The organism is Clostridium punense, from assembly GCF_017874425.1.
Taxonomy (GTDB): Bacteria; Bacillota; Clostridia; order Clostridiales; family Clostridiaceae; genus Clostridium_J; species Clostridium_J punense.
Map to the genome: position 1 here is coordinate 1 of NZ_JAGGLL010000063.1, position 12408 is coordinate 12408.

Consider the following 12408-nt stretch of genomic DNA (forward strand, 5'->3'; position numbering starts at 1 on the left):
ATATTGGTGTTCACAAGATTAGTATTGATATCTAGAAGGCGTTTGGTACGTTGTATTTTTTGGTAATTTTAAATTACTTGTAAAGTGGTGTATTTAATTATATGAAAGTAGAAAATGATAAACAATCACCAGCAGTTAAAAAAGGAGAAAAAGAATTTACCTTATCAGGAATTTTACAAAACAGAATAGATTCTATGGAAGATAAAAAAGCTAAGGGATACTTAACCATTAATAGTGTAAAAAATACTCTTGATAAAGACGAGTACAGATATATCCATCATTTTACACTTAAACCTTCTACAAATATAGACAAAACTTTAAAAGATATGTCTAAAATAAAAGGGGTTTTTATTAATCAAAACTATAGTTATATAAACACTTTAGATCTAATTAAAAAATCTAATATGGTATTTACGTTTTTAAACATAATAATAATTATTGCTTCTATATCTGTAATTTATAATATATATAGTATTTCAGTAGTAGAAAGAATACGTGAATTTGGTCTTTTAAGAGCTATAGGATGTGAAACAGAGCAAATAAAAAAATTAATATATGGAGAAGGAGCAATATTAGGGTGTCTATTTATACCTGTTGGGATAATATTAGGAATTATTTCTATTAATCAAATAAATAAATTATTTAGTTTTACTATGAGTTTTAAAGGTAAAGCTGAAATATCTTTTGCTGGAATTTTACTACCTTTTATAGCATGTTTTATATCTATATTTATATCTATATATTTTCCTTCAAAAAAAGCATCAAAAATATCACCTATGGAGGCAATAAATAATACGTCAATTCAAGGTGAAGAGCTAGATACTTTAAAAGGAAATAAGAAAATACAAGGGTTTTCTAAGTTTACAACAGCTATGGCTTATACAAACTTAGCAAGGAATAAGAAGAGGTTCTTAGTAACAATTATATCCTTAAGCATCAGTACATTGCTTTTTATTGTAGTAACAAGTTTGTGTATTTGGATGGACCCTTTAAGAAATGTAGAATCTAACATAAACTCTGATTATATTTTAAGTGTAAATAATAGTGAAAAAAATATAGGCTATGATGAAAATGCTATGAATGAAATATTAAATTTAGAAGGAATAAGTACTGTTAAGAAAAATATGTATTTTAGGTCATCATTGGAGGTTTCAGGGAATAAACTTACTGAAGTTTACAAAGAAAATTTGAAAAAGATATATTCCCAGAATAATATGAGTGATTCTCGAATGGAAAAAGATATTTATCCTGTGCAAGTGGAGCTATATGGGTGTAATGATGAACAATTGAAGGAAATGAACAAATATTTAGAGGATGGGAAATTAGATTTAGAAGATATGAAAAAGAATAATCAGGTTATTTTAATTCAAAATCAATCTAATGAAAAAAGTACAAACTTAAAAGTATCAGATAAATTTAATATGTCAACTGCTTTGGTAGATAATAGTAACTGGGAACATTATAAGAAAGAAATAAACATCGGTGCAATATTAAAGGAACTACCATTTCCTACAATGGATCATGGCATTAATACTGTAGTTATTATGCATGAAGATGCTTTAAAACAATGGTTAAATGAAGAGAAATATAGAGTATTAAGAATAAATGTAAAAAAGGATTCAAATGAAAATTATATAAAAAATAAACTTAATGAGTATGCAAAAAAACAAAAGGAAGGAAAATTAATATCTTATAGAGATGAATTAGAATTTTATGAAAATGCTCAAAAAAGCATATCTATAATATTGCATAGTTTTGTAGTCATCATAGCTATTATAGGAATAGTTAATATAATAAACACAATAAGTATGAATATAATACTTAGAAGGAAAGAGTTTGGAATGATTAGAGCAATAGGTATGGGAAATGATGAAATAAGAGCAATGATATTAAAAGAAGGCTTATTATATGGTATATTTAGCACTTTGATTGGGAGTTCATTGGGGATTCTTATTCATGGCGGTTTATATAAAGTACTGAAATATGATAAAGCTATAAAGTGGTTTTTCCCATGGAAAAGTATTTTGGAAGTATTTATAGTTTCTATGATTATATGTATACTGGCATCTATAGGACCTCTTAAAAGATTACTTTTCCAAAGCATAATTGATTCTATTAGAACTGTGGAATAAGCAATGGATAACTAATTGGCATCATAGACAAATCTGAATAGAAGGCAAAATAACTTCTTTTCTTAAAGTAAATCCATGGGGTCATATGATTTATTGAAAGTTATATGTTGGGAAAATTTGCAAGATAAGCTGATAAATTAGTGATGGAAATTTGGTAAAGTAGTGGGAGCGAAAATAAGAAAAGGGAAGTACAAATGAATATAACAACACAGTACGAATAAAGTTTTCTTAATTTATTTTATAGTTAATAAATTCTTAGTTTAAGTCTCAGTAAGGTATTGAGAGTTTAAAATATATATTTTTTCAGTTTGAAGGGGGAATAAAAATGGAAAAAGTTCGTATTTATGAAATGCCTGCATGTAAAATGGTTTCATCTCAATGTGGTATGTTTGGGGATGGGAAGCTTGAAAGATTTAATGAGTGGTTTAGTTCTTTGCAAAGACCAATGTTTCCAAAGGATTTTATGTTTTATGACCATCAACAGGAGGGATTTATATGGTATTACATATACAATGAAGGTATGGATGTACCTCAGGATTTTAGTATCATCAATTTTCCAGGTGGATTATACGCTGTTGCTACTGATGTAGATGGACAAGATAGTTCTGAGACAATTACCACCATTAAAAATTTTATTGAAGAAAAAGGTTGCTTTGAGGAAGATGCTTCTCGTTCATACTTAGGTAATATTCCAACTCCACCCTCTGCTTGTAAGGCCATGGGGTACGAGCAGATGGATTTCTATGTACCAATAAAGATTAAGTAACGGAATTGAAATAGCATAATTGTTATCTTATACAGTGAAAAATAGTGCAATGTGGTATTATACTAATTCAGATGTTAATACGCTGATCAATGGTAACCTTCTGAGATGAAATTTTTAAATTTGTAAATAAGCTATTACTGAAATGTCTAGTAGTAGCTTTTTTTATGTAAAAAATAATATAGAAAAGTTTTTTATCTAACCTTTGAAAGTATAAAGATACTAAAATAATATTGAGGTAGTTTTGGGAATGGAGGGGAGAACATGAAGAAGAAAAAATTCTTTGGGGCATTTTTAATAAAGTACCTAAAGGGACAAGAAAAAGCTATGGTATTACTAGGTATATTTTTTATTAGTAATATTGTACTCCAAATTTTATCGCCACAAGTATTAAGCAACTTTATTGATTCAGCTGAGGGTGGAAAAAGCATTGAATATGTGACCTTTCTGGTTTTTGTATACATGGTGACAATACTTATGAATATGGCAGGGAATGTCTTCGAGTCATACTTTGCTAAAAGCTTTGGGTTAAAGCTTACCAACCTCTTAAGAAAAGATGTGGTTAAGCATTTTCTTAAAATCGATATGAAGCACCATGAAACTTGGACTAGCGGGGAAATGATAAGCAGGTTAGATGAAGATGCAGAGGGCCTTTCTTCTTATTTTTATATATTGATTTTTAAATTGGTAGGTAGTACTTTGCTTATGGCTGGAGTTCTCATAGTTTTAGCTATGAAAAATGGGGTTATTGCACTTTCTATGGTGGTTTTTAGTGTTGCTGCAATCTGGATTTTTAAGGCTATACAGGACTATGGAATGAAGTTGTATGTAAAGCGTTCTACAGCAATATCCAGATTCAATGGAATTATGAAGGAGAAAATAGATAATGTTGTGGAGATAAGGACAAATAGAGCAGAAAAATATTCTATCTATAAGTTAAATGAAGCCATGAAACATAGATTTAAGGAGAGTTTACCTGCTGGAATGATGTATTCAAGACTTTGGAGTGCATCAACAGCTTTAGAGGGAATAGTTACCATTCTTTCCCTAGGCATTGCAGTGAATCTGTGGATTAAAGGATTTATCACAGTAGGAACTGTATATTTAATTCATACTTACACTAGATTAATTTTTGATAGGCTTCAGGATTTTAGAAATTATCTCACAAGTCTACAAACTTCAAAGGCGGGACTTATCAGAGTAAAAGAACTTCTAGATATGGAAACTTCTATTGCTGAAGGCAACTTAGAAATAGAGTCAAAGGACATGACGGTAACAGTGAAAAACTTAACCTTTCGATATTCTGAGGATAACCCAATACTACAGGATATATGCTTTCAATTAAGAGTTGGAGAAAGACTGGGAATTATGGGAGAGTCAGGCTCAGGTAAAACCACCTTAGCAAAGGTTCTTACAAGACTTTATGAGTTTAATAAAGGTGAAATCCTACTTAATGGAATTAATATAAAAAAGCTTAAAGGGAAGAGTCTTCGAGGTGTAATTGCTTATTGTACTCAAGAGGTACAGTTTTTACATGGGACTTTAAGAGAAAACATTACCTTATATAAGGATGACATATCAGATGGGAATATACTAGAGGCTATAAATCAAATGGGTTTAAGCAATTGGTTGGAAAAATTTCCTCAAGGTTTGGATACTTATTTGGAAATGGGAGAAAACAATGTATCTGCAGGAGAGGCTCAACTGATTTCTATAATCCGTTTATTTCTTATGAATCCTGCCATCATCATTTTAGATGAGATTTCATCAAGACTAGATTACCTCACAGAGCAGAGAATATTATCTGCACTTGATGTGCTTACTAAAAATAGAACAGTAATTACTATTGCACATAAGATAAGTGCACTTAGGTGGGCAGACAGCATCATGATTTTAAAAGACGGAAAAGTAATTGAATACGGGAAAAAAGAAGAATTAGAAAAGGATAAATCAAGCAAGTTTTATAGCTTATGCAAAACAATGGAAGTGGACAGCGAGGTGAAAATAAATGAAGAAGAATGGGTTTCCTAGACTTTTTATTGATTTATTATTATATAAACCATGGATGTATGTTGTCAGTGTATTTCTTAATGTAATAATTTTTTCCTATAATGCAGCTATTACTTATTTTATTAGAGAGATTTTAAACTTTGTGGCGGGAGATATGGAAGTGCAAAGTGTACTTTCTAAAGTTATTATTTTTTTTATTGGAATTACTGTAGTTGCTTTAGTAAGGATTGCAGCAATAACTGCCTGCGCTAGACTGGATAACGTTCAAGTTTTTCATTATGAAAATCTTTTAAGAAATAACATAATGAAGGCTATATATAAAAAGGACAACGTGAAAAATATTGCAGGAAAATCAGAAAGAGTTTTTGAAATACTTGATGATGATGTGTCTATATGTGCTTTCCCCTCTCAATTATTATCAGAGGTTTCTGGTTTTGTAGTATATTCTATTATTGCGGTAGCATCACTTTTAATAATTAACTGGAGAGTGACTGTTTATATATTTATTCCACTATCTCTAGTTATACTAATAATTAATCTTGCTTCAAAGAGGATTAAAGAAAATCGTAAGGTTAATAGAGAAATTCATTCAAAGGTAAGTGAAATGGTTGGAGATACAACAAGGCTTGTTCAAACCATAAAAGTTTCAGGTGGAGAAACCTGTGTTTTAAACCATTATGAAAAATTAAATAGAATTAGACTTAAAGCTATATTAAAGGATACTCTCTTTGACTCAAGTCTACAGGCAGTACTAGGAGGAACAGTATATATAGGTACTGCTGTTATGATGCTGGTTGTTGCAAGGATCATGATGGAGGGGAGATTTCCAATAGGAGACTTTAGTATGTTTGTTGCCTACCTTGGGACTCTTGCCAGCTGTGTTGATAGAATTGTAGAACTAGTAGCTTTAATGAAGCAAGCAGAGGTGTCTTATGATAGGATTATAGAAGTTATAGGAGAGAAGAATGGGGATAATCTTACTTCATTCTGTAAATTAAGTGCTTTTAAACCTATAGAAAAGTTTCACCCTAATACTGCAAAGGGGATATCTTTAAAGGAGCTTAAAGTGCTAAATCTTACCTATGGACATGATGATAAAAATGGTATAGAAGATGTAAGTTTTACCCTAAGACCTGGAGAAGTCCTTGCAATAGCTGGGGCAGTGGGCTCAGGAAAGTCTACCTTATTAAATGTTCTTACTGGTGTGGTTCCAAAGGATTCAGGTGAAATTTTGTGGAATGGAGTTGAAATAAAAAATGAAAAAGAGTTTTTACAGCCACCTAATATAGCTTACACTCCACAACTTGCAAAGATTTTCAGCGAAACCATAGGTGAAAACTTACTTTTAGGTAAAGAAGTCAATGAAGATCAAATAAGAGAAGCACTTTACTATGCAGTACTTGAAGAAGATGTTTTAAAAATGGATCAAGGAATCCAGACAGAAGCAGGTAGTTATGGTAGCAGGCTTTCGGGAGGTCAAAGACAAAGACTTGCCTTGGCAAGAATGTTTATCCACCATGCACAGATTTACGTCATGGATGATAGCTCCAGTGCTCTTGATGGTGAAACTGAAAGGGAGTTTTGGAACCGTTTTGAAGAAAATATTAATAATAAGAACTTTGGCTGTATAATTGCATCTAATAAAAAACAGATTTTACAAAGGGCAGACAAGGTTATTTTCATGAATAATGGAAAGGTTGCAGGCTGTGGAAAAGCTGAAGAACTCCTAGAAAGCTGTAATGAATTTGCTAGCATTTATGGTGTTTAACAGTTTAACAACATTTTGGAAGCTTCAAGTCTGCCATCTTTTAAAGTGGCAGTTGTTCAACAGAGGCAAGTTGCTTTGGTGTAACAAACACAGTTTGTTCGGTCTAAATCTGCTTCCAGAGTGCTTCATTAAAATGAAGATTAACAAAATGAACTTGTTCATTATTTAATTGTGTTATAGATAATAGATAACGTTATAAAAATGCAGAGCCTGGAAAACAACTTTTTAAAGGATAAAATAAACTTACTTAAATTTCCGTATGACTAGGAATGAAAGTTGCTAAAAACAGGTATTTGTTTTTATGAAAAGCAATGAAATAATATGGAAAATATGCTAAAATTTTAGTAGGACATGCTAGGAACTTATAGAAAATAAGTTCCTTTTGTATAAGTACAAAATATGTTTGATTCCTATAGCTATAAAATAAAAATCTTAGTTTTGTATGCATAGGATTAGGAAAATAAATTGGGCATATAAGTAAGTTAGGAAGTGATTACATGAAGCATAAAATACAAAGAATTAACAGCTATGATGATGAGAGATTTGATAAGGAAATATTAACACAACACGGAGCTTTTGTAGTTGACGGTAAGTATAACTGCGGCTTTAAAATAATAAATGAAAACTCAGCAATTGCTTTCTATGACAATGAAATTGATGTACTTCAATTGATAGATGAATTTAGATTCTATTCTGAGCATATTGTTAATTTCTATGATAAGCATATGGAGCTAATAAAGGCTTTTCCACCAATTGATGTCTTTAGTATTGCTATTAAGGAGATTCAGCCTTCACAGTTCTTTGTAGATAAGGATAAGGTTGAGGCTATCCAGTCTTTTATAAATAATGAAGAAGATATAATAATTCCTCTAGCAAAGCTAAAGGATTCTTTTATATCTTTAGATGGACACACTAGACTTTATTATGCAGTAAGCAGGGGATACGATAAAGTTAAAGGGTATTTAACAGAGCCAGGAGATTACTTAGAAGGCTTTGTAGAAGAGGCAAGAAAAAGAAAAGTTTACTCACCTTATGACCTAGAATTAATATCCCATGAAGATTATAAGATTAAATGGGACAAATTTTGTGATGACTTTTTTAAAGCAAGGGAGTAGGAGAAAAATATGATAGAGGTAAAGCTATTGGAATTGCAGGAAATGGAAGATAACAAGTTTTTATGTGCAGTGATAGCAGCTCGCTATAAAGATAAATGGATATTTGTTAGAGGAAAAGGAAAAGAAACCTGGGAGCTACCAGGGGGAACTCATGAAACTAGTGAAGCTATAAGTGAAACAGCATCAAGAGAGTTATTTGAAGAAACAGGAGCTATAAAATTTACAATAGTACCAGTATGTATATCTTTTGCAAAGGTAGGACAACGCCAATCATATGCAAAGTTATTCTATGCAGAGGTACATGAGCTCAGCACTTTACCAAATTTAGAAATTGAAGAAGTAAAGCTCTTTAATAGTCTACCTGAAAATCTTACATATCCAGAAATTCATAGTGTAGTTTTTGAAAGGGCTGTTGAGTTTTCTCAAAAGATGAGAGATATATAGATTATTGTTATAACATTAGGGACAAATCTACAAATAAAAATTGGAATGATAAATTATTTTGAAGATGAAGAATGCTTGTGGTGGAGGTTAACAATGAAAAGAAATAGAGCTTTTTCAGCAATTATACATGATGGAAAAATAGCTATGGTGAAGCATGAAAGAAGTGACAATAGCTTTTGGACTTTACCTGGAGGTGGAGTAGAAGAAGGGGAAGGACTTGAAGATGCGGCTATAAGAGAAGCAGAAGAAGAAGTAAATCTTAAAATTACTATAATTAGATACCTGTTTAACACTGAATATACTAAGGGAACTGAGTATTGCTTTCTTGCTATTCCGTCCGAGGGGTGTGAGTTAAAGCTAGGCTGTGATCCGGAATTTGGTGATAATGATCAGATTTTAAAAGAAGCTGCATGGATAGATATTAATGAAGTTCGTGAGGATAAGCAAGTGTCTAAGGTACTTGAGGTATTAACAGATGAAGAGATGAAGGCTTTTAACATTGTGCTTTAGAAATAAAAATGGGTATGTACAATTAGAGTTAAAACCCAATAAGAGTTTCTAGTTAAAGCATGATACAAATTATATTGTAAATAACTCAAAGTAAGAGGATATAAAAATCAGTGATATCTGAATGCTGCTGAAGTTGAATTAAATAAATTTAATCAATGGGTACAGGAATGCTTTAAAAGTGCAAGCTATTATGGAGAATTGGAAAGGCTTTACATGGATATTTAATTTAAGGAATTAAAAATGAACTTATATATGAGAAGTAGAATATATTGAAGAAAGAAATATTATAATAAATATGATTTTAATGTTTTTATATTATTGAAGGGGATAGAGCAATGAAGTTTGTAAATTTCAAGCTAAAGGATAAAATTCGTTTAGGAATTAAATGTGAAAAAGGAATAATAGACGTGAAGCAAGCAGCTGATGATTATTTTCTTGAAGCTCCAACTACTATAAACCAGGTTATCTTAAATGGAGAGAAAGGCAAATTACAGCTAAAAGAACTGATGAAAAAAGATGTAGAGATTTTAAAGGAAGAGAGTATTACCTTTGCACCTTGCATAATTAATCCAGAAAAAATCCTCTGTGTGGGGTTAAATTACTTAAGTCACAGTAAGGAGTGTAACTTAGAGATTCCAACCTCGCCAGTAATTTTCAGTAAGTTTAATAATTCTTTAGGGGCTCATAACCAGCACATTGTTCTTCCCAAAACCGCAGAAAAGTTTGATTATGAAGCAGAGCTAGTTATTGTTATTGGAAAAGAAGGAACTAATATTTCTAAAGAAGAAGCACCTTCTTATATTTTTGGATACACCATTGGAAATGATTTAAGTGCTAGGGATTTACAATTCCGCAGTGGCCAGTGGCTCTTAGGTAAAACTTGTGACGGTTTCGCACCCATAGGTCCTTACTTAGTTTCAGCAGAGGAAATAGACTGCAATAACTTAGAGGTTAGCTGTAGAGTAAATGGGAGTCTTCGCCAATGCGGTAATACTAGTGATATGATTTTTGATTGCTCCACAATTGTAAGTTATATATCTCAATACATGACTTTAAAGCCAGGGGACATTATTTTTACTGGAACCCCAAGTGGCGTAATTTTAGGATACAAAGAACAGGAACAGCAGTGGTTAAAAGCTGGAGATGAAATTGTTGTTACTATTGAAAATATAGGTAGTTTAAGAAATGTATTAAAGTAATATTAAAGGATGCAAAGTTTTCTTAAAAGGAACAAAGTAAGGTAGCAAGGCTTTCCAACAACAAAAGGTGAAATTCGATTATATATAAGTTGTAGCGGTATTTCTACATTACTAAATAAATTAAAAGCAGCTTATAAGAATGAGAATGAAAAAGTAGATTTTATTATTAGTGTAGTTTTCTTATTGCATTCTATACTAATTATTATATAAAATTCTAAAAGGAGAATTTATAAAATGAAGAAATTCATCACAAGTATAATAGTAATTATTTTTATTATATTTCTAGGTGTTATAACTTTCCTTAAAAATTCACCTAGGAAAACAGAGGGTATGGAAGCACTTAAATATGAGCAGCTTGCAACCTTGCCTATAGAGGAAACCTACGATTATGAAGAGATTTTAAAAGACATGGAGCTTAACGAATTAGCCACAACTGAAATGGTAGATAATTTTAAAACTCAGCATGAGACTAACACTAAGCTAACTAGTACTAATTCAACTGGAACAATAAGATATATTAAATTGGCAATGAACTCCCACAGATTTACTAAGGGTTTTAATAAATATGAATTAACACCTATTTTTTATGTAGGACTAAATTATACTTCAGATACACAGCCAAACAAGATAATTTCTATTGCCAAGCCTTATATTAGTACTACAGGTGCAGCAAAATGTGTGTTTGATGGGAGTATATTTTATAAGCTAGAAAATGGACATTCATTTTATTATGGGATAAGTGGGGCTATATATATAAAAACTAAAACTTTTGTGAAGAATATAGATTTTGATGGGAGATATTTTTCAGATTCTTTAAATGCTGACTAAATTACCAGGGTACAATTTTTTGTTATTTCACAATTACAAGTTATATAAGTTATCAGAAATAACCTTAAATAACTTACAACAACTCTTAAGGCTTAATTTTATGTCAAACTTAGGATAAATAAAATGATTTTAAGGAAAGCCCTTTGGCTTTCCTTAATTCTCTAGTTTAAGGCAGAACACAGTATAAATACAAAGTCCAGCACCACCTAGCATAGGCAGAATATAAGAGGGGATATGATTAATTAAGATTCCAGCCAAGATTAGAGCAATTGGTAAGACTACCTTTGCTATACTTATACCAAGACTAAGGACTCTTCCTCTTAATTCTTCTGGAATAGCTTGCTGTAGTATATAAAAAATAGGAATATCAATGAAAGATATAGCAATACCTGCTAGGATCATAGTTAAAATAAAGTATACTAAATAAAAACCTTCATTATTAACTTTATAGTTTAATATAACTGAAAAACCTATAGCTGCCATAGAAATGGATAGTAATATACCTGTAAATTTTATGATTTTGCTGTAGGAATAGGCGGCCATAACCTTTTTAATTAGAAGGGCACCTAAAATCATTCCTATAGGAAAAGCAGCTTCTATTATGCCAAAAGCTTTAGTGCTTAACTTTAATACATTATTTATTATATAGGGTAGTGGTACAGTTATTGAAAGACCAATGAAAAAGTTTAAGGCAATAAAAACTCCAAACATATTTAGAATGTTTTTACTGGTTTTCAAATAATTGACTCCCTCTACTATATCCTTTCTAAAGTTCACTTTTTCTTTGACTTTTTCCTTATCACTATGATTAAGTTTAAAATTCATAAACCAATGAAGCATTGCAGATATGAAAAAAGAAAACCCATTAACTAAGATGAAGTACCTTATATCTATAAAAGCAAATATTACCCCACCAATCATAGGACCTAAAATAGAAGAGGAAGATTGGATTACTTTACTTACGGAATTTAAAGATATAAGTCTTTTTTCTGAAACCAAATTTGGCTTTGATGCTTCAATACTTATGCCGTAAACTGTGGTAAATACATTTAGAAGAAAAGTAGTTACATAAATCATGGGTAAACTTAAGGAATAACCTATAGTTAAAAGATACAAGCCTATGAGTAAAACTCCATTGAGTATATCAGTAATTATAGCAAGAAACTTCTTATCCACCTTGTCTGCAAGGACACCAGCAAAGGGGTTTACAAGAATTGTGGATAAAATTCCTAACACTAGGGTTGTGGCAAAGCTTAAGCCTGAACCAGTTATTTTTAAAACGTAAAGTCCAAGGGCAAAGTTATAAATAGAAGTTCCAAAGAGTGATATACAACTTGCCACTGAGAATAAGATTATATTAAAAAAATCCTTAGTTTTAAAAGAATTCTTTATGGAGGTTATTGATATTTCCATCTAAATCACTTTCCTTTCTTTTTGTTCTCTTATTTGATCTCTAACTTCATTGTAATTAGTGGACTTAACACCACATCAATAGATAAAATTAAAGAAAATTTACAAAAAAACAAAGAAAAGATAGGGTTAACCGAGGTCACTGAAAAAGTGACCTTTTTTTCTTTTTCAAAAAGGATTTTTAGCTTTTATGTAGAATATATAAAGTAAAGACTTTTTAGAATAAGGT

General features: G+C 31.0%; 10 protein-coding genes. 9 read left to right on the top strand and 1 reads right to left on the bottom strand.

All coding sequences use genetic code 11. The features are described from left to right. Positions 1-101: 101 nt before the first annotated feature. The 9 genes from J2Z44_RS20635 to J2Z44_RS20675 all read left to right on the top strand — a co-directional run bounded on the left by J2Z44_RS20635 (position 102) and on the right by J2Z44_RS20675 (position 10769). Positions 102-2132, top strand: a complete 2031-nt coding sequence (locus tag J2Z44_RS20635) for an ABC transporter permease (RefSeq protein ID WP_021283023.1) — start codon at positions 102-104, stop codon at positions 2130-2132. A gap of 325 nt (positions 2133-2457) precedes the next feature. Next, positions 2458-2898: a GyrI-like domain-containing protein gene (locus tag J2Z44_RS20640; protein ID WP_021283024.1), complete on the top strand. Its 441-nt coding sequence runs from the start codon at positions 2458-2460 to the stop codon at positions 2896-2898. Between the two features lie 261 nt (positions 2899-3159). After that, positions 3160-4926 (top strand): ABC transporter ATP-binding protein, encoded by a 1767-nt coding sequence (locus J2Z44_RS20645; RefSeq protein ID WP_021283025.1) that lies wholly within the window; start codon positions 3160-3162, stop codon positions 4924-4926. Continuing rightward, on the top strand, positions 4904-6673 hold the full coding sequence (locus tag J2Z44_RS20650) for an ABC transporter ATP-binding protein (RefSeq protein WP_021283026.1): 1770 nt from the start codon (positions 4904-4906) through the stop codon (positions 6671-6673). The genes J2Z44_RS20645 and J2Z44_RS20650 overlap by 23 nt, the downstream gene beginning before the upstream one ends. Before the next feature lie 497 nt (positions 6674-7170). Beyond that, positions 7171-7788 carry a hypothetical protein gene (locus tag J2Z44_RS20655; protein WP_209650028.1) on the top strand — a complete coding sequence of 206 codons (618 nt, stop codon included), beginning with the start codon at positions 7171-7173 and terminating at the stop codon, positions 7786-7788. A 9-nt stretch (positions 7789-7797) separates the two neighbouring features. Continuing rightward, positions 7798-8232, top strand: coding sequence for an NUDIX domain-containing protein (locus tag J2Z44_RS20660; RefSeq protein ID WP_021282321.1), 435 nt, complete (start codon positions 7798-7800; stop codon positions 8230-8232). A gap of 93 nt (positions 8233-8325) precedes the next feature. After that, on the top strand, positions 8326-8742 hold the full coding sequence (locus J2Z44_RS20665; protein ID WP_021282322.1) for an NUDIX domain-containing protein: 417 nt from the start codon (positions 8326-8328) through the stop codon (positions 8740-8742). 335 nt (positions 8743-9077) lie between these two features. Next, positions 9078-9941 carry a fumarylacetoacetate hydrolase family protein gene (locus tag J2Z44_RS20670; protein ID WP_021282323.1) on the top strand — a complete coding sequence of 288 codons (864 nt, stop codon included), beginning with the start codon at positions 9078-9080 and terminating at the stop codon, positions 9939-9941. Positions 9942-10175: 234 nt separating this feature from the next. Next, complete coding sequence (locus J2Z44_RS20675) at positions 10176-10769, top strand: hypothetical protein (protein WP_021282324.1); 594 nt, start codon at positions 10176-10178, stop codon at positions 10767-10769. A 153-nt stretch (positions 10770-10922) separates the two neighbouring features. Here the strand turns inward: J2Z44_RS20675 and J2Z44_RS20680 are convergent, their stop codons facing one another. Continuing rightward, positions 10923-12182: an MFS transporter gene (locus J2Z44_RS20680; RefSeq protein WP_209650030.1), complete on the bottom strand. Its 1260-nt coding sequence runs from the start codon at positions 12180-12182 to the stop codon at positions 10923-10925. Positions 12183-12408: the final 226 nt, after the last annotated feature.